The sequence below is a fragment of the Kitasatospora sp. NPDC015121 genome, from assembly GCF_055562955.1.
In genome coordinates this window covers 61,310-78,848 of record NZ_JBVHEH010000030.1, presented here as the reverse complement: position 1 = coordinate 78,848, position 17,539 = coordinate 61,310, and the positions used below count along the sequence as shown (strand labels likewise).

Here is a 17,539-nt window from a genome sequence, read left to right as displayed (position 1 = left end):
AGTTCGGCGCCGGTGGCCTTGGGGAGGAAGTGGCGGCGCTCGTCGTCGGGGAGTTGGTCGATGACGGCCTGGAGTTCGGCGAGCTGGTCCAGCGGCCCCGACACTGCGGTGGCGGCGGTGGGGGTGAGGCTGACGAGCTGGTCGCGGCGGTCGTCGACGGTGAGGTCGTCGAAGAACCCGCAGAGGCCGTCGGCGAGTTCGCGGCCGAGGGCGGACAGGCCGATGGCCCGCTGGGTGGGGAAGGTGACGTGGAGCGCACGCTCCAGGGCGTAGGTAAGGGCGCCGAGTTCGGCGTAGCCGCGGGCGGCGGTGGACAGCAGCAGGTAGCGGCCGACGCCGCGATGGCGGGTGAAGAGGTGGAGGTGGACGTCGCGGGCGAAGTCCTCGGAGAAGCAGGCGTCCAGGACGACGATCGCCCAGCTGTCGGCGTTCTCGGCCAGGAACTGGCGGCGGCCGATGGCGTCGGCGATGTCGCGCGGGGAGACGCCGTCGTCGATGGGGGCGTCCGTCTCGTGGTGGGCGAGGCGCTCGGCACTACCGTGGCCGGCCCAGTAGAGCACGGTGTTGCCCTCTGCCTGCCTCCAGCTCTTGAGCCGGCCCTCGACGGCCTGGCTGTTCCGCTCCGTGGGTGGCACGGTCCACTCGGTGGTGCGGGCGCCGTAGGGGGCGAGGAGGTCAGCGATCGCCCGCACGTGGTGGTCGGTGTCCAGGTCGGGCAGGAGATCGTGCCGGTAGGCGGTGAAGTTGACCGGGAACAGCTCCACCCCGCCCCCGACGCCGTCCGGGCCCGGACCGGGTGCGGGGGTGTCCGGGCTGCTGGGCGCTGTCACGGGCGGGCCTACCGGGTGCTGGTGTCGGGCGCGGTGACGAGGACGAGCTGGGTGATCGGCGGGTGGGCGCCGGTGTCGAGGGTGACCCGGTACAGGTCCGGGGCGTCCGCGAGGAACTGGGCCCTCAGGGCGCGGTCGGTGCGGTCGGGGCGCGGGGTGAGGGGGTGGCCGGGGCGGCCGGTGGTGGCGGAGCGCACCGTCAGGCTCACACCGACGGGGGTGGTCAGGCCGGTGGCGGCGAGGGTGAGCGGCTCGCCGAGCGTGGCGCCGAGGTGCGGGATCTCCAGGCCGGGCCGCAGGTCGGTGTCGCTGGGCCCGAGGTGGGTGCCCTGGGGGCGCTCCAGGGCGGTGCGGCGAATCTGGCGCAGGACTTCGTCGTGGCGCATCAGGGTGCCGTGCTGCCCGTAGACGTAGGTGAGGGCCTGGGTGCCGACGGCCGCGGAGGGGGTGTGGACGGTGCCGTCGCCGTAGGTGTTGCGGCGGGCGGGGAGGCCGGTGGCGGGGTCGCGCAGGAGCTGGAGGTCGTCGCCGATGTCGAAGGCGTGGTGGCGGCCTTCGGCGACCGCTCGGCCGGCTCGCTGCTGTTGGTGCAGGGTCTGCACGGTGGGCTGGGCGTCGCCGACGATCGCCCGGTGCCCGGGCAGGACGAACCCGTTCTCGCGGTGGCGGGCGCGCTCGGCGAGCGTCCGCTCGGCGAGGTCGCGGTCGCCGCCGAAGCGGGCGACATCGCCCGCCGTGAGGCGCTCGACGTCCAGGCCTGTATCGAGGCAGCGGTAGCCGGGCAGCAGGTCGTGGACGCCGGGCAGGGTCGTCGCCAGTGCCTGCACCCGTCGCTGCAGCCAGCTCGGCTTCTCACGGGCGTGGGCGAGGTTGAGGGCGAGGACGGCCTTCGCCGAGCCGAGGAACGGCGTGCCGGCCGTGATCACGGCCCGGGTGTCCGCGGCGAGCTCGGGGTCCTGTTCCAGCGCGGCCCGCACCACCAGACCGCCCATCGAGTGCGCCACGAACACCAGCCGCGGCACCCCCTCACCAGCGGCCCGCCACTCGGGCCGGGCCGCTACCCGCTCCCGCCAGCGGGTCAGGTGGGCGCGGGCCGCGCGGGCCAGGAGGGCGCCGTTGTAGGAGACCGCGAGACGCCAGTCGTAGGGGAACGGCGCCACCGCCTCCGGCGCGAGCACCACCCCCGTCAGCGCCTTGTGGAGATCGGTGTAGGGGTCCAGGCCCTCGAAGACCGGCAGCCACCACGGCTTGGCGAGCAGACCGGTGGCCCGGATCCGGGCCACCGGCCCGGTCCGGGCGGTGCCGGCGTCGGCCGCCCGTTCCTCCTCGGTCGCCTCCAAGGCGGCGAAGAGGCTCTCACCGGTCAGCGCGCCGGTGAGAGCCGCGAGGTCGGCGCCCCACAGGGTCCGGCCCGTCGCCGCCTCCTGAAGGACGCTGCCCATGATGCCCGGCACCACCACGCACGCGTCCCTGGTCCGGTCCTCGAACACCGGCGGCACCCCCGCATACGGCACGGCACGACCGGACCCGCCATCCCCCACAGCCCTCATGCCACCCGACCCTAGGGGAACACCCCCGCCCGGGCAGACACTTCGCCGAAGACCGGGACCTCCTGCCCGCGGCCCGGCAACGACACCCCGCGGTCAGGGGCCTATGGCAGGGAGAGGCAGCGGCGTCGGCACCGCGGCGGCAGGGCGGGCCGTTGGCGCGGCATGGAAGCGCGAGGTGATCTGACGGATGCCCAGTGGGAGCGGATCGAGCCGCTGCTGCCGCGGTGACTAGCGGGCGGTGCGGGCGGTGGCGCGATCACCGGCAGGTGGTGAACGGGGTGCTGCACCGGATCCGCACCGGTGTTCCGTGGCGGGACCTCCCCAAGCGGTACGGGCCGTGGAGGACCGTGCATGAGCGGCACTGGCGCTGGCCGGCGGACGGCACCGGGCAGCTGCTCCTGGAGCGGATCCAGGCCCAGGACGGTGTCCGCGGACGGCTCGCCCACCAGCGACTCCGCCGCCGCCTCGACCACCGACTCCACCGCCTCCGCCGACAGCCCCGGGCGGCCCGGCACCCCGCCATTCGCAGGAGTGTCCGGGCCCTCGGAGATGGGCACGCCGCCGACCGTACCGACCGGCATCATCAACACGGGGAAGCCAACACCGCGGCGGCGGACAAGTCGTCGAGCATCAGCGCCGGCAGGACGCGCGCGCCGCTCAGCGGACCACCAGCCCGACGGCGGCGAGCAGCACGCCCGCCCGCCCGCCACGGTGGCCAGCGCCGTGACCGCCGAAGCGTTGACGCGCAGCCACCCGCCGAAACGCACGAAACGGCCGGGGCGGGCAGAGGGGGTGTTCGACATCGACACGAGGACTCCTCCACCGAGCATGAGGAGCCGCCACGGGTGGGCGGCTGTTCGTTGCACCGGTATTACTGTGTGGCGTTGTCGAGATGTCCGGGCCCGGCCGGAAGATCTTTTCGGCCGGGCAGTCGGAACGGGGCGCGGGCCCGGGTCGCGTAGAGGTCGACGGCCGACTCGGTCGTGCGGAGAGCGATGCCGGTGATCACCACGACGGCGTGGACCGATCTGCTGGTTCGGGCCCCGGGAAGGCCGCCTCTCTGGCATTCTCACCCCGGGTATCGGACCGGCTACCGGGGGTGGGGCGATGATGAGGGTGTTCTTGATCGTGCTGGCGGTGCTGGTCATCGCCGGGATGGTGCTGTCGTACAAGGGCAGGTACCCGGGCACGTGGCGCCACGCTTTCGACCCCGACTACAGCGAGAACCGGCGCGATCTGGACACCGCACGGCAGAAGCTGCACCGCGCGAAGGAGGCGGTGGAGGCGGAGCGGAGCAAGGCCCGGACCTCCGCGGACATGGCCGCCCGCGAGCACGACCGCCGGGTCCGGGAGGCCCAAGCCCACCTCGCCCATCTGCGCGACCCCGGCCGCGGTATCCTCCGGGACTCCCTGGCGGGGCGCCTGGAGCTGCGCGAGCACGTCATCGAGGTGACCTCGGCCGGCGCGATCACGGACTACCCCCTCCGCGGGTGCGCGATCGAGGACCAGTACTCCCGCTCGCAGGCCCACGTCTACCTCACCCTGCCCGACGGCCGGCGGGAACTGCTGACCATCGCGCTCGACGAGGAGACGACCGAAGCGCAGGTGCGGGCGTTCGTGGTCAAGGTCCACAACGCGATCGCCGAGGAGAAGCAGGACGCGGTCCGGCGCAAGTCCCTCCTTCCGGAGGCCGAGGCCGAGCTGCGGCGCGCCCTCGCCGACACCGGCGGTCGGCAGCAGGCCCAGCAGCACCTCGAGGAGACCGAGGCCCGGCTGAAGAAGGACCCGAAGATCCCCCGCGCCCGGCGCGAGCTGGACGCCGCACACGACCGGTGGGAGCAGCTGACAGGACACCGGCCCAAATAAGCGCTCCCCGTTCACCGGACGGCGGTCTCCGCGTTCGGCACTTCGACCACCGACCGGGTACCCACTGCAGCGCCGCCGGAGCGGGCATCTCCTCCCGTCGTGGGAGGGCCTCGGCGACCTCAGCGAAGCCCTGCGGCATACGGGGGTCGCGGACGGCCACGACATCGTCCGCCCGCTACACGGCCTGGTGAAGGCGGCGCGCAAGGCCCGGACCGAGGCCCGGCGCTGGACCCGCGTTTTCCACGGCGGCGACCCCTGAACCGTCGGCGCCGCCGGAACGGCGAGCAGTACACGGGGACAGGTGGCGGGCGGTGCGTCCCGCTTCAGCGGACGAACAGCCCGACGACGGCGAGGAGCACCCCGGCGACGGTGGCCAGCACCGTGATCGCTGATTGAGGCCCCGCCTTGGACGAGAGGCGATCGAGCCACGCAGAGCATGAAGTCACTCTCCGGGGGGCAAGCGTTGGGCGCGGCGGACGAGGGCTCGGCCGACTCCCCCCTGAGGCCGAGCCCCACGCCGTACGAAGCCGGGCCCACCGGAACGGGCCGAGCACCACCATCGCCCACTCCCACATCGCCCCGAACTCCTTGGACGCCGACCAGGCCCGGCGCGCCGTAAAGCCGCCCTGGACGCCGGGTGCGTAGCAGGGCAGCATCGTGCGAACCTTTCCGACCGAACTCGTCGGCAAGCACGCGACGCGCGTCCAGGGCTGGATTCCCGCGGGCTTCAGCATCCGTGGCAGGGCCGACGGCGAGGCGGTCCGGTGGAACCGCTCCGTTCGGCTTTCGAGCCACGCCCGACCGGGGGCGGTATGCGATCCGCGCCAGTTCGGGAGGCTGTAGCGGTTGACCAGAGCCCAAGCGGTGCGGGTGGCGTCCTCGACCCAGGCGTAGCCGGCGTCCGCCAAGAAGACGACTGCGGCAAGCCTTGCCGACACCAGTGGCACGGCCTGACAGCTGCCTCGCTCCGACGTGGCGTATGGGGTCAGAAATTTCTGACCCCATACGCCTTCCGCCCCCGTAGCGCTGCGGCGCTACGGGGGCGGAACCGCAAAAGGGCCTGCCAGGAGGCAGGTCCTTTCCCGTGAGCAGGTACATCACTCGTGGAGGGTGTCCGTACCCCACTTCGCGGTCAAGCGCTCGTGGGAGGGGCGCCGCGGGCTGTAGGCCAGGTACAGGCGCCAGGCGGTGGTGCGGATGTCGCGCAGGCACTCCAAGCCGGCGGCGCTCGTCGAGTCGTAGCCGAGGCCGCGGCTGATGACGTCGGCGACGGCCTTCTCCTCACCACCGAAGAACATCAGCACGTACTGGGCGAGCCACCCGGCCGCCGACTCATAGCCGGTGGGGTTGCCCAGACACTGCTGGATATAGGGACCGGTGTTGCCCAGGACGTAGGTGATGCGCTCGCGCTTCTTCTCCGGCGACTCCTTCTCTCCGGAAGTCCCGGCCACGTCGAGGTCGATCCACCAGTCCTCGTCGTCCGGGCCAGGCAGCAGCGAGAGCAGGTCGAGCAGGTGGTCCAGATCGGTACGGTCCGCGCTTAATGGGGTCCCCCCGTGACGGTCTTGGTTCGCACCGTATGGTCCCCGGCCCTGTGCCGGGGCGTGTTTCGTGATGTTCTTTCAGTCCGCTTGCCCCTGGGTGTCCATGCGGCCGGGCCGCGCCACTGCGCCCCACCGACCGGGCCGGGAGGGACCCGGCGCGGGGCGTGCGGAAGAATCGGCGACGGCGCGTGCCGCGAACCATTGCCTGCGGCACGCGCCCTACCCTGCGCCGGGCCTTTCGCCGACGGCACGTCGGTGTGGCTGAGCGCTTCAGTTGGCCAGTTGAGCGCGGAGGATGCCTGCGAACGAATCTGGCACGATTCCCGTCATCGCCTTCAGGCGGTCAACGTCCAGCCGAGGCGAGAAGGCCATCTTGATCTCTGACTACCAACAGCGTCTGCGAGAGCGGTTCCTGTCCGTCCCCGTCGTTGCGCCGCCCGTTCCCTGGCGCCCGGTCTTCAACCGGCGCGTCCCCATCCGCGGACTGCTCGGCGTCGGCTTCGCCCCCGCTCCCGACGATGACCGCGACCTGCTCATGGTGGTGTCCCACGACGGCCACGGACTCTTCGACACCGTGACCGGCGAGGAGATCGCCCGGGACCGAGACCCCGGCACCGACGACAGCACCCCGGACGCGCAGCCGGATCTCTCCTGCCCCGGGCTCGGCCCCCTCTCCGCGACCCGGGTACGCATCGCGGGACTCTTCGGAGGCGGCCTGCACACCACCACCCATGACGGCTGGACCCTGGAGGTAGTCAGCCCCGAGTGGCCGCACGACCGCGTCCTGCTGTCCGCGGACGGAGGCATGCCCCACAACGGACCGCACGGGCAGGACTGGTGGCACATCTTCGACTCCAACTACTCCGAACTGCGGGCTGCCGGCTTCTCACCGTCCGGACGCACCCTGGCTATCGCCACCAGCAGCGACCTCACCCTCTGGGCACGCCCTGCGCCCGACACCGAACGCTCAACCAGCCGGCTCGACCACTCACCGGCCGCCTGAAGCTCTCAGCCATGGTCCAGGTACGAGTGTGTGGGGCGTGGGTCACAGGCCGGGGTCGATGTCCAGCCAGTCGATGTCATTGGACTCGACGCCCAGGCCGTCGGCGCGGCGGCCGCGGTCGCGGAAGTAGTGCTCTTGGAGGCCTGCGGCCAGGATCCGGCGCTGAGCGTACTCGAAGACGCCGGCTTCGCAGGCGGCGTGGAGCTAGTGGGCGACATCGCCGGTCAGCCGGAGCTCGCCGCCGCGGGGGCCGGGGCCCGGGGCGGTGCCGTCGGCGGGCACCGAGACCCGCGCCAGCATGTCGCGGACCATCGCGGCGGCGGGAGTGCACACCCGCTCCTGGTGGCCCAGCGCACAGACGAACAGGACGTCGGGGCCGGCCTCGGTGATCCGCGCGTACACCGCCTGCTCGGCGGCGGCGCGGGCGTGCTTACGCCAGGTGGTGATGGCGGTGCGGGCGACCTCGACCGCGAGGACGTAGGCGTGGTGGGCGGCCAGCCCGCCCGGGGCGTGGATCCGGCGGGTGTCGCGTCAGCCCTGGTCCTGGTCGGGGACGGCCTGGATGGTGCGCCGGCGGCGGGCGGCGACGTTGCCGAGCTTGCGGGGGCCCTCCGCGCGGGCGTCCGGGGTGATCTGGGGAGCCTGGAGGGCTTCGGCGACCAAGCGGCGAATCTCGGGGTTGGACGCGAAGAAGTAGCGGGGGTTGACGCGGTAGCGGGCGGGGTCGGGGTGGTCGACCAGGTGCAGGTTCTCCAGCCGGGCGAGGGCCTCGTAGATGGTAGAGGTCGCAGTGCCGCAGTCGACGGCGATCTCTTCCACGTCGGCGACGATCGGGTCGAAGACACCACCGCGGCTGGTCAGCCACTCGAGGACGTCGCGCTGGCTGGCGGACAGGTTGAGGGTGTAGACGGGCGGCATCCCGAGGTCGTCCGGGTCGAACCCGCCGCGGTGGCTGTGGGTCGCGGCGCTCATCGGGCCTCTCCGATCGTCGTGCTCCGGGTGCGACGCGGGCTCGGCGCCTTCGCCGCGGTCGACTTCGCGGTGGTGATGCTCTTCCCGGCCTGCTTGGCGGCGGCCTTCTTTGCGGCGGCGAGGGCCTTGGTGTCTGGGGTGATGGGCGGCGGGTCGAGGCGGCGGCATGCCTGGACCTGGGCCTCGCCGCTACCCTCCCAGAACCGGCGGGGGTTGAGCTGGTAGGTCTGGCTGCGCGGGGACGTCTTGAGCAGGATGTTCAGCTTCACCAGGCGGGCCAGCGCGGTCTTCGCGGTGGTCTCGGTGGCGTGGATGTCCTCGGCAACTGCGGCCGGGGTGACCTTCACCGCCGCTCCGGCGCCGCCGTTGGAGCGGACCCAGTCGATCGTCGCCCACTCCGCGCCGGACAGCGCCAGCGCGTACAGCGGGGCGTCGTCGGTGTAGGCATTCAGCGTGTACGAGCCGTCCATGGTGTGCGGCGTGCGGGCCTTCGGCGCGGGCAGCACCGTGCCCGTGTCCAGGTTCACCAGGGCGATGTTGCCCCTGCGAGCCATCCGGTGCTCCTCGTCTTCGTGTCCGGCAACCGGTCCGACGTCCAGTCCGTCATCGGGTCCGTAAGGTCGGCTTTTTCAGACTTTAGCTCCGAAAAACCCGACCTTAGCGTCACGAACCTACAGCACAGCACCCGAGAAACGGGGTGGATTGGCGCTGTGTCGGGCACCGCAGGCCCCGGACGCACCTGCCGTAACGTCTGGTTTTCTGGCCCTAGCGGCTGAAAAACCAGACGTTAGCGGAGGCAAAACGGCAGGTCAGGACATGTGTCCCCTTCTGTAGTTAAAGGCGCGCGTCCCCGCTGGCGGATCCACCACCGGGTGTCGCCCCCGCCACGGGCAGCCCGCACCCGCGTACCAAGCGGGCCCCGCCCCGGCGGCCAGCCCCCGCGCACCCCAGCGCCGAACTCCTGGCCCGCTCCCGGACAGCAACTCCCACACGGCAACCACGTGGTGCCCACACCTAACTTCACCGCCCGCCACCCGCCTGCAGGTGGCGACCCGAGCACCATGTCATCGAAGTCGGTGACCTGCGCCCCGGAACCGGCCCGCCTCCACCACCCAGGCCCGGCCGCTGCGCGGGAGGAACGGTCCGCAGTCCGGCAGCGCCAGCCCCGGCGGAGGGGCCGCCCCGCAGCCACCTTGCCCGCTCGGCTAGATCACCGGCCCCGCGGACAGCACAGCGGCCGGGTCCCGGTGACGATGTGGCGTTCCGGGGCCCGGCCGTGGGAGGCCAACAGCGTCGGGCCATGGCGCGGCTGTGCTGCTCGGCGACCCGGTGGTGCCTGTGGCGGGGCCGCCGTGGCGGGAATGCTAGACCCGCCGGTGGGCGGCGGCCAGGGGTTTGAACTGGGATCTTTCGACCGCGAACATGCCAGGCGCCCAGAAGTCGACGCCGCCCGGACGGCGCGCGGGGTGCTGCCGGGGGTGTTGGATCGGGCCGGTGGTCGGCGGGTTGTCCCAGTCCGGATCAGGCGGGGGTGCCCTGCTCGGAGGGCAGCCACGGGGCCTTGGGCCAGCGGGCCGGGTCGGCGTCGTCGCTCATCACCGTGGTCAGCAGGGCGGTGGCCGCGCTGTCGGGGTCCGTGTCGGCGGGCAGGTCGAGGCAGGCCAGGTCGAAGGGCAGCTGCTGGTCGGCTTCGCGGTCCCAGATGTACGACCAGCCATCCCGCTGGTGCCAGCGCACGGTGAGCAGCAGGTCCGCGTAGTAGGCGTCCGGGTCGCCATCGGGGTCGTGGGCTCCAGCGCCCCAGTCGAGGCGGGCGGTGAGCGCGCCGTCCGGGTCCTGGTCGAGGAGCCAGCCGCCGGGGCCGCGGCCGGCGGCTTCGAGCGCGGTGACGACCTGGGCGATGTGGTCGTGGTGGGGCAGGTGCCGGCCGGAGTCGGGGGCGGTCATGGGCACGGTGCTCTCCTCGGTGTGCGGCCCGGACCGGTGCCGGGCCTGCTGGGGAGAGCATGGCGGCGAGCCTGTGGATAGAGCTGCGGCTGCACGCCAAGTCGCCACCGTGGCACGAGCGAGGTCGTCCCGGCCGTCAACCAGCAAGCAGATCGCTATGCCCCCGAGCGGATGAACCCTCCAACTTCCCACGGGGGAAAAGACCCTGATCAGGCCTTTTGTCACCCTATGGCTACCAGGGAGGCAGGTTGGGAGCCGTGGACCATCGCACGGCACCGCCAGTTTCTGCAGCGATCCCTAGCGCATAGGGGGCAATCATCGGTGATTCCTTGCGCAAAACGGTCCGAACACCGATACTCACACGTCCTGGTCGCCTGCTCGGGTTTCCAGCCGGTACAGTCGTCCCCATCACCACCATGCTGATGACTGAATCTGAGCATCGGTCTGCTGGTGCCAACGTGCTCGGGTGTGATCGACATCCGGGTGCGAAAAACACGAAGGGCCGCCTTCCCCGTCCAGGTTCCGGCGGCCCCAGTGTCCGCGTCGATGACGCGGGGTTTCCATGCTGCTAGGCAGCTCACGAGGTCCGGACCGTTCCCGCGGTTCGGGCCTCGGGCCTTTTGTCAGCCGAAGAAGCGGAAGAGCTTCTCGAGCAGACCAAGGCCGTAGTACAGGAAGGCGAGAAGCTTCTCGCCCCTGTCCAGAGCCGTCCCCCAGCAGCAGCGACACCAGATGGCCTTCGACCACGCGATCAGCGCACCGACCGTGGCCTTGATCCACCAGGGCATCGTTGCTCCCCTCTCAATGTGGGCCTCCTGCCCGGGATTGGACAGAAGGTGGTCCTGAGCGACCCCGCGCGGGGTCCTCCTGACCGATCTGGGAGAGGTTCAGCAGGCAAAGCCTACCGGTAGAGCCGACCACCACTGGAAACGTGCGCGCACCCTCCGTCGCTCCGGTGGCCGCCGACAGCTAGTTGACACCCATTCAGGCCTCTGACCTGCGAGTTAGGTTGGGCGAGGAAGTTGTGACAGGGAGAGCCGTCGGCAAGGAGATGGCCGTCTCACGACCACCCATCGAGGCTGCGAACAGGTCGATCGGGCCGCCGCCTACCTGACGACGTGTCCGGGGTTCGCCAGTGACCTTTCGCCTGACCCTGGGCCCCAACGGGAAACCTCGCGCACTCGCCCCGTCCGCATCGCTGGCCGACACGGTGTTCAGCTCGGAGTTGGCCACCGGCGCCTTGGCCGCCTCCTTGCCGATCCGCCGCCAGCGTGGAAAAGGCCCGCCATCTTGGTGGTTTCTAGTGGTCGTTGCAACACGTCGCTGGTTGCCGGAAGTCTAAGCCGATGCCTTGGGTCGGCTCAGGCACAGTATGTCGATCACTCTATGGGCATGGTCAAGAGGTACGGCAGGGCCCCGGCGAGGTGTCTCACCGGGGCCCGTCTTCGTGGTGCGGCGGTCTGGTTCACGGTTGGCGTCGTGGCGGTCGTCTGCTCAGGCTGTGTACGGGCCTCGGCCCGCCGCCGGGCTCATGCGCTGGTGACGGGGTCAGGGGGAGGTGGCGGTCAGGGGCTGGTAGCCGGTCTGCTGGCCGGTGATGCGGACGGTGTAGGTGTGGCCGGCGGGGTTGGCCGGGACGGTGAAGGTGGCGCCGCGAGCGTCGGTGATGGCGGTGCCGTTGTCGAGCCACTGGTAGCGGTAGCAGGAGCCCGTGGTCCAGTTGGTCGCGTTGGCGGTGAGGGTGGCCCCGGCGCTGGGGGTACCGGTGACGGTCGCGGTGCCCTGCTGGGTCGGCAGCGGCGTGGCGTTGCTCCCGGCCGGGTCGGTCAGGGTGACGGTGACCTGCGCGGTGCCGTTGACGGCGCCGGTCGCGTCCACGTGCACGGACACGCCGCCGGTGGTGTAGGTCTCCCCGGCCTTAAGCGAGAGCTTGCGCGGGGAGGTCGCCTGGGTGATCGCCTGCAGTACCGTCTGGCTGTCCCCGCCCGGCAGGGCCTTCACCTTGTCCACAGTGACGCCCGCAACGAAGCCCGAGGCCGCCACGAGCGGCTCGGCGTAGTAGGAGTTGGCGTCGCGGCCGGACTTGTTGCGCCAGTCGAGGAAGTACGTCTCACCGGTGGTCGGGTCGGTGACCTTGAGGCCGCGGGTGCCGGCCTTGGTGCCGCGCCCGTAGAGGTCGTAGGTGGCGGTGACGTCGTGCCGGCCGCTGCCGAGGCTGAGCGGGGGGATCTCGCATACCGCGGCAACGCCGGTCCGGGCGCGCTCGAACGAGCCCAGCGCCGTGGACAGGAACGGCGGCCTCGACGAGAGGCCAAGAATGGAGGCCGACATGATCGAGTACGCGTCGCGGCCCCCCTCCTCGGTGCAGGTCGTCGTCCCGCCGGAAGCCGAGCAGCGGATCGCGTTCGCGTGCTGGAAGCCGAAGTTGTGGCCGAGCTCGTGGACCAGGGATGTGTCGATGATGGTCTGGCTGTCGGAGACGTAGACGTCGCCGCCGTTGTTGAGTCCGTTTGCTGGCTGGCCGATGGAGGCGATGCCGGTTTGTCCGCATCCGCCCGGAGCGAGCACGATCAGGTGGTTCCCGGAGGTGCCGCCGAAGGTCACACCGGGGAACAGGGCGTGGCCGGCGGTCCACGCAGGACCGTTGACGTTCGAGGCGGCGCAGTTCCCGTTGATCGTCGGCAGGCCGGTGGTGCGGGTGAATGAGGAGATCGCCTGGTCGCTCTGGTCGACCCAGTAGTCCAGTGCCGCATCCACGTGGGCGAGGAGCTGGGCGTCCGTCTCCGGGAACGTCTTGGCCGGGCTGCTGGTGTCGATCAGCTTCACCACGTAGGCGGTGTGGACGGGCGTCGCGATCGCCGCCGGGGCGGCGGCCAGCGCGCGAGCGTCGGCGTGCGCGGGCACAGCGGCGGCCAGCGGGCCGCCGAACGCGAGCGCGCACGCGGCGCTGGCGGCAGCCAAGCGCCGACGGCTGGAGCCGCCCGGGGAGGAGGTGGCGGGGGTGGTGGCGGAGTGCATGCGGTCTCCTTGTCGTACGGCGTGTCCATGTGCGCCGTACGGGCGATGTGAAGGGGGCGTGCGGGTGCGGCCACACAATGCTGGGAGCCGCACCGGAATCTTCCCTTCCGCGCACTCTATGTATCTGCTTGATCACAGATAATGGCCGAAGTGAACCTGCCATGCCCGAAAGTACGCTCTTGCGGCACACGCCGCGGGCATACTCGAACGTCCTCGCTTCGCTCCCCGAGATCCCCGGATTCCAGCTACCCGCTAGCCGGCGAGAAGCCCGGCCAGGCGTTCGGCTGGGCTGTCCCAGTCGAGCGTCTTGCGTGGGCGGCGGTTGAGCTGGTCGGCGACGGCGGCCAGGTGCTCGGGGGTGGGGGCCGAGAGGTCGGTGCCCTTGGGGAAGTACTGGCGCAGCAGGCCGTTCGTGTTCTCGTTGGATCCGCGCTGCCAGGGTGAGGCAGGGTCGCAGAAGTAGACCGGCATTCCGGTGGCCGCGGTGAACTGCCGGTGGCGGGCCATCTCGGCTCCCTGGTCCCAGGTCAGGGAGCCGCGCAGGCGTGGCGGAAGGTCCTGGAAGGCGCGTACGAGCCCGTCGCGGACGGCGGCGTCGCGCGAGCCGTCGGGCAGGTGGACCAGCACGGTGTAGCGGGTGGTGCGCTCGACCAGGGTCGCGATGGCTGAGCGGCCGTGCGCGCCGATGAGCAAGTCCCCCTCCCAGTGACCCGGCATGGCCCTGTCCTCGACCTCGGTGGGACGGCTGCTGATCATCACCATCGGGTCGTTGAACCGGGGGATCCGGCGGCCCGGGTCGCGCCGCGGTTTGCGGCGCGTTCGACCGGTACGGACAGCCGCCCGGACCTCCCGCCTCAGGCCGCCTTTGGCCTGCGCGTACAGGGCCTGGTAGATCGTCTCCACGCTTACCCGCATGTCCGGGGCGTCCGGGTGGGCTATGGCCAGGGCGTGGCAGATCTGTTCGGGCGACCACCGTTGGCGCAGGCCGTCCTGGACGAAGTCGCGCAGCGGGCCTTCGCGCAGCAGCTTGCACTCCTTCGGGCGGGGCCTGCGTGCGGCGGAGGCCCGGTGCGCGGCGTAGGGGTGATAGCCGGCTCTCCCCGAGTTGTTCCGCAGCTCGCGCGAGACGGTGCTGGCCGGGCGCCCCAGGGCCCGTCCGATGGCCCGCATCGACTGGCCGGCGGCGCGCAAATCGCGTATCCGCTCCCGCTCGGCGAGCGAGAGAAGCCGAGGGTGGAGCTTCTTCTCAAGGGACTTGAGGCTCACCGGCTTCACCGGTGCCGTGATGATCACATCGGACATCGTGACGGTTTTCGTGGTGTAGTCCACGCGTCGGCCGTCGGGGTAGATCCGTGAGTTGTTGGACTTCCGGATGCCCCAGTCCCAGTCCATGGCGGTGCGGTGATGCACCCCGACCCGCTTGGCAGCCTCCCGCCTGGAGACGCCCCGGGCCCGCAGCTTCGCGTATTCCTCGCGCCCAGGGTGTCCCAGATGCCCGTAGTTCATACCGGCCTGGCGGGCCAGCATGTACGCCGTGTTCAGGTTCAGCCCCAACTCACGTGCCACGGGGGCCACGCTCCCCACGGCATCAAGCCGTTCGAAGAACAGCCTCTTCAACTCCGGATCGATCCTCTTGCCGCCCACGGTCCTCGCAACTCCCATGATCATGAGTGTTGCGAGGACCGCTAGAACTTAAGCTTCGCTGTAGCGGGCCCGAGTTGGACTGCCGAGCAGGTGTACGAGCGCCTACAGGCCGGGCAGGGCGGCCTCGCCCGGTCGGCGGGCGGCCGTGGTCCCGGCGGCGAGGTGGACCACGTACAGCAGGCGGTCCGCGGTGCCGGGCGCGATGGCCGGACGCAGCCGGCCGTCGGCGGTGACGTCGGCGCGCCAGCGGGTGATGGTCTCGTGCAGGCTCCGGCGGCTGCGGGCAGGAACGGCGGGGCGTCGATCGCGGCGCGGCGCGGCGTGCAACGGGTCGAGGTTGTCCAGGTTCCACATCAGGACGGTACGGCCGGCGAGGGCGCCGGACAGCTCGTCGAGCGCGGCGGCGGCCGGGATGGCGTCGGGGGCGGGGCAGGGGGTGCGGGGGCCGGTCAGGCGCAGGGTGTGACGGAACAGCCGGGTGCCGACCAGGTCGAGGGCCTCCAAGGTGGCGGCGGCCGGGACCTGCTTGCCGGACGGGGTGAAGCGGTGGGTGTAGGCGACATCGAAGACGACCAGGCGCTCACCGTGCTCGGCGACCAGATCGCCGAGCATCTCGGCGGCGACCGCGGACTCGGTGCGCAGGCGCTGCTGGACGCGCCGGACCTTGTCGATCTGCAGGCAGGTCCGGCACAGCAGCCGGCTGTGGGCACCGACTCGGTGAGGTCGTAGAGCTTGAAGGTGTCCTTCCCGGCCGAGGTGCTGCCCGCCACAGTGGCGCGCACCGGCCCGCCGGGGCGGCGGGGGCGGCGGCGACCGGATGGCACAGGCCGCCCAGGTGCATCGGGTGCCCCTGGACGCGGCAGACCGAGGGCTGCCCGCACGGCAAGGGCTCGGCCATCACCAGCGACCCGTCCGGGTTCTAGTCCAGCATCACCACCTGCGCCACAGGCGCGGTCGGCGCGGCGGCGACCTGGTCGACCGCCTCGACCCGGACAGCGGCCGCGGCCGGGATGGGCGACGTGTCCGGCACGGCGGCGAACGTCTCCGGTACCGGCACCGGCAGCTGCTGCGCGGCAGGTCGAGCTGCTCCGGCGGGCGCCGGGAACCGCTCGCCCAGGCCGCGCAGCAGCCGGGCGTACAGGCCCCGCTTCGGCGGCCGCGGCTCGGATCGCCCGGTCTCCCACGTCCAGACCGTCTCCTCGCGCACCCCCAGCTGCTCCGCGACCCGGGCCCGGGTCAGCCGCGCCGCCCGGCGCAGCCGCTTGCGCTCCGCCGGCGGCGGGAGCTCCTGGTCGTCGACCTCCGCCAGCAGCGCGTCGATCGGGTCCATCCCCTCGGGCATGTCGTATCTCCTAACACTTCATTGTAGTGCGGTTTCTAATGATGGATCTAATGTTTTGACGTCTCTTCCGGGTGGCCCGGACAGTGCTGATCCGACCCTGTCGGACCCGAACACCGCGTGATCAATTCCCTGACCACCCACACGCCCACAGGGAGATATCGGCAGATCGTCAAGGAGTTGGCGGCGTGCGCAGACTCCCTGGCCCAAGCACCGAAGGGCTCTGGAGGTCGCACAAGGTAATCGGACCGTGCTCATGCACCCGGCGATCAAACCCTTGGACTTAATCCTTGTATTTATGTCTTGACATCAATCCAAGGATTGATACCTTGGATGCATGCCAAGCAATGAGAAGCCTCGCCTCATCCCGACCGGCAAGTGTTGGTGCGGCTGCACGAAGGACGTCGGCCTGGGCAAGTTCTTCGCCGCCGGCCACGACAAGATCGCCGAAGCAGCGCTGATGGCCCTCAAGTACGACGGGTCCGTCGCTCAACTGCTTCACGCCCACGGCTACGGTTCGCACCACTCCGTCCGCCACGCCGCCGTCGCCGATCCGGACTGCTCGTGGCAGAAATGCGCCGACTGCAACTACAGCGGCGCCCCCGCCAGCATCGCCAACCACCGCAAGAAGGACCACCCCGAGCAGCACGTCCTCGCCCAGGCGATCCGCACCCTCGGCGGCACCTGGGATCCACAACGCGCCGTCACGGTGCTTCGCGACAACGGCCACACGTGGGAAGACCAGCAGGCGGCGGAGAAGCGAGTCCGGCAGATCCTGCGAGACCTGTGCAAGGACGGGCTCATCGTCAAAACCGACCCCCAACGGGCCGTCTACGACCTCGTGCAGGAGTAGTACCAGGAAGTCGCGGCACCCAGCAGCCATCGGCTGCCCGGTGTGATGGCGGCCGACGAGCCTCTCGGGCCTGGGGACCTTGATTGGAAGGGCGTCAAGGTCCCCAGGCCTACCCTCCGACCAAGGCGGAGAACATTGCGTTCCGAGCCGCGGCGCCCTCGGCCACCCCTACAGTTGCGCCATGGAACTCAACTGGGGCGATTCAACCTGGGAACTGATGCTGACGAAGCGTCCCTCCGGCACGCACTTCTCGCAGTCGAGTACTACGGACGGACAGAGTCCGCTGGCGCGGGATGACGACAACACGCTCAACACGCACGCCGTGCTGTTCGACGGGGACAAGGCGGCCCTGGCGATCTTCGCCGCAGGAGCCGCAGTGACATTTGCTGCGATGAAGGCCGCACCGCACGTCAAGAACGGGTTGATCAGCCTCAAGTCGAAGCTGAGCCGCCGGGCGGAAGAGCCTATCGACAGCGAGCCCCTCGCTCCCCTCACGGTTGTTGCAGAAGCGAATCCGGAGCAGCCTGAGCCCCCTCGACTGCGGGCCGTCTGACCGTCCCGCCTACAGGCGACCACTACCTACGGGCACCGCCTGGCTGAACTCCCGCACCCGCGCTTGCAAACTACCGCGCTCCCAACTCGCAAACTGGTCTGCTCCACCAAGCCCCTGAACAGCGCTTACCTCTCGGCCGCTCGCAAACTAGCGCGCTCCGTCACACGGATCGCGTGGCAGCGCGGCGGGAGTCTGTGCACCAGCCGGACGGGGGTCTCCCCACCACGCGGACGGGGGTCTGTGCACCGGGCGGACCACTGTTAAGAGAAGTAGTAAGAGAACGCGACGGACCCTTCCGAACGCCGTAGGCCACCTACAGGTGGCTACGCGCGCGAGCCGGACCGGCGCCGGCCGCCGAGGACAAACAGCTCGGACCGCCCGGCACGACGGCCGACGACACATCACGAACTCCGAGGGGGT

Annotated in this window: 16 protein-coding genes and 1 pseudogene; 5 read left to right on the top strand and 12 right to left on the bottom strand. The window is 70.9% G+C overall.

The features are described 5' to 3' along the window. Positions 1–830, bottom strand: an 830-nt coding sequence (locus ACZ3J7_RS33705; protein WP_465627195.1) for a hypothetical protein, incomplete at its 3' end; no start/stop codon positions are given. Between the two features lie 8 nt (positions 831–838). After that, positions 839–2,320, bottom strand: coding sequence for an esterase/lipase family protein (locus tag ACZ3J7_RS33700; RefSeq protein WP_465627194.1), 1,482 nt, complete (start codon positions 2,318–2,320; stop codon positions 839–841). Positions 2,321–2,542: 222 nt separating this feature from the next. On the opposite strand from ACZ3J7_RS33700, the pseudogene ACZ3J7_RS33695 reads away from it, so the two are divergent. Beyond that, positions 2,543–2,802: pseudogene (locus tag ACZ3J7_RS33695) on the top strand (transposase); the annotation flags it as partial. A gap of 685 nt (positions 2,803–3,487) precedes the next feature. Then, positions 3,488–4,246, top strand: coding sequence for a hypothetical protein (locus ACZ3J7_RS33690; RefSeq protein ID WP_465627193.1), 759 nt, complete (start codon positions 3,488–3,490; stop codon positions 4,244–4,246). 1,097 nt (positions 4,247–5,343) lie between these two features. Here ACZ3J7_RS33690 and ACZ3J7_RS33685 read toward each other — a convergent pair. Continuing rightward, the gene (locus ACZ3J7_RS33685) at positions 5,344–5,697 is read right to left on the bottom strand and encodes a hypothetical protein (protein ID WP_465627192.1); all 354 of its coding nucleotides are present in this window, start codon (positions 5,695–5,697) and stop codon (positions 5,344–5,346) included. Positions 5,698–6,163: 466 nt separating this feature from the next. Between ACZ3J7_RS33685 and ACZ3J7_RS33680 the strand changes: the two genes are divergently transcribed. Further along, on the top strand, positions 6,164–6,793 hold the full coding sequence (locus ACZ3J7_RS33680; protein ID WP_465627191.1) for a hypothetical protein: 630 nt from the start codon (positions 6,164–6,166) through the stop codon (positions 6,791–6,793). Positions 6,794–6,997: 204 nt separating this feature from the next. Here ACZ3J7_RS33680 and ACZ3J7_RS33675 read toward each other — a convergent pair whose 3' ends face one another. The 9 genes from ACZ3J7_RS33675 to ACZ3J7_RS33635 all read right to left on the bottom strand — a co-directional run bounded on the left by ACZ3J7_RS33675 (position 6,998) and on the right by ACZ3J7_RS33635 (position 15,716). Further along, on the bottom strand, positions 6,998–7,195 hold the full coding sequence (locus tag ACZ3J7_RS33675) for a hypothetical protein (RefSeq protein WP_465627190.1): 198 nt from the start codon (positions 7,193–7,195) through the stop codon (positions 6,998–7,000). A 129-nt stretch (positions 7,196–7,324) separates the two neighbouring features. Further along, the gene (locus tag ACZ3J7_RS33670) at positions 7,325–7,765 is read right to left on the bottom strand and encodes a MarR family transcriptional regulator (protein WP_465627189.1); all 441 of its coding nucleotides are present in this window, start codon (positions 7,763–7,765) and stop codon (positions 7,325–7,327) included. Continuing rightward, on the bottom strand, positions 7,762–8,319 hold the full coding sequence (locus ACZ3J7_RS33665; RefSeq protein WP_465627188.1) for a MarR family transcriptional regulator: 558 nt from the start codon (positions 8,317–8,319) through the stop codon (positions 7,762–7,764). Before ACZ3J7_RS33665 ends, ACZ3J7_RS33670 begins: the two co-directional genes overlap by 4 nt. Positions 8,320–9,286: 967 nt before the next feature. Continuing rightward, positions 9,287–9,712: a hypothetical protein gene (locus tag ACZ3J7_RS33660; RefSeq protein WP_465627187.1), complete on the bottom strand. Its 426-nt coding sequence runs from the start codon at positions 9,710–9,712 to the stop codon at positions 9,287–9,289. Between the two features lie 623 nt (positions 9,713–10,335). Beyond that, positions 10,336–10,500 (bottom strand): hypothetical protein, encoded by a 165-nt coding sequence (locus ACZ3J7_RS33655; RefSeq protein ID WP_465627186.1) that lies wholly within the window; start codon positions 10,498–10,500, stop codon positions 10,336–10,338. A gap of 760 nt (positions 10,501–11,260) precedes the next feature. After that, entirely contained in the window at positions 11,261–12,730 is a 1,470-nt protein-coding gene (locus ACZ3J7_RS33650) for a zinc metalloprotease (RefSeq protein WP_465627185.1), read from the bottom strand. A 252-nt stretch (positions 12,731–12,982) separates the two neighbouring features. Continuing rightward, positions 12,983–14,122, bottom strand: a complete 1,140-nt coding sequence (locus ACZ3J7_RS33645; RefSeq protein ID WP_465627197.1) for an IS30 family transposase — start codon at positions 14,120–14,122, stop codon at positions 12,983–12,985. A gap of 354 nt (positions 14,123–14,476) precedes the next feature. Then, positions 14,477–14,986 carry a hypothetical protein gene (locus ACZ3J7_RS33640; protein WP_465627184.1) on the bottom strand — a complete coding sequence of 170 codons (510 nt, stop codon included), beginning with the start codon at positions 14,984–14,986 and terminating at the stop codon, positions 14,477–14,479. Positions 14,987–15,293: 307 nt separating this feature from the next. Continuing rightward, positions 15,294–15,716: a helix-turn-helix domain-containing protein gene (locus tag ACZ3J7_RS33635; RefSeq protein WP_465627183.1), complete on the bottom strand. Its 423-nt coding sequence runs from the start codon at positions 15,714–15,716 to the stop codon at positions 15,294–15,296. Between the two features lie 334 nt (positions 15,717–16,050). On the opposite strand from ACZ3J7_RS33635, the gene ACZ3J7_RS33630 reads away from it, so the two are divergent. Next, on the top strand, positions 16,051–16,566 hold the full coding sequence (locus ACZ3J7_RS33630; protein WP_465627182.1) for a hypothetical protein: 516 nt from the start codon (positions 16,051–16,053) through the stop codon (positions 16,564–16,566). A gap of 181 nt (positions 16,567–16,747) precedes the next feature. Then, the gene (locus ACZ3J7_RS33625; protein ID WP_465627181.1) at positions 16,748–17,119 is read left to right on the top strand and encodes a hypothetical protein; all 372 of its coding nucleotides are present in this window, start codon (positions 16,748–16,750) and stop codon (positions 17,117–17,119) included. The last annotated feature ends 420 nt before the right edge of the window (positions 17,120–17,539 follow it).

Excerpts from the sequence above, each read along its gene's own strand:
- ACZ3J7_RS33665 (WP_465627188.1), bottom strand. The coding sequence starts at position 8,319 with ATGGCTCGCAGGGGCAACATCGCCCTGGTGAACCTGGACACGGGCACG.
- ACZ3J7_RS33645 (WP_465627197.1), bottom strand. The coding sequence starts at position 14,122 with ATGGACTGGGACTGGGGCATCCGGAAGTCCAACAACTCACGGATCTAC.
- ACZ3J7_RS33635 (WP_465627183.1), bottom strand. The coding sequence starts at position 15,716 with ATGCCCGAGGGGATGGACCCGATCGACGCGCTGCTGGCGGAGGTCGAC.
- ACZ3J7_RS33690 (WP_465627193.1), top strand. The coding sequence starts at position 3,488 with ATGATGAGGGTGTTCTTGATCGTGCTGGCGGTGCTGGTCATCGCCGGG.
- ACZ3J7_RS33650 (WP_465627185.1), bottom strand. The coding sequence starts at position 12,730 with ATGCACTCCGCCACCACCCCCGCCACCTCCTCCCCGGGCGGCTCCAGC.
- ACZ3J7_RS33660 (WP_465627187.1), bottom strand. The coding sequence starts at position 9,712 with ATGACCGCCCCCGACTCCGGCCGGCACCTGCCCCACCACGACCACATC.
- ACZ3J7_RS33625 (WP_465627181.1), top strand. The coding sequence starts at position 16,748 with ATGGAACTCAACTGGGGCGATTCAACCTGGGAACTGATGCTGACGAAG.
- ACZ3J7_RS33630 (WP_465627182.1), top strand. The coding sequence starts at position 16,051 with ATGCCAAGCAATGAGAAGCCTCGCCTCATCCCGACCGGCAAGTGTTGG.
- ACZ3J7_RS33655 (WP_465627186.1), bottom strand. The coding sequence starts at position 10,500 with ATGCCCTGGTGGATCAAGGCCACGGTCGGTGCGCTGATCGCGTGGTCG.
- ACZ3J7_RS33670 (WP_465627189.1), bottom strand. The coding sequence starts at position 7,765 with ATGAGCGCCGCGACCCACAGCCACCGCGGCGGGTTCGACCCGGACGAC.
- ACZ3J7_RS33640 (WP_465627184.1), bottom strand. The coding sequence starts at position 14,986 with ATGCTCGGCGATCTGGTCGCCGAGCACGGTGAGCGCCTGGTCGTCTTC.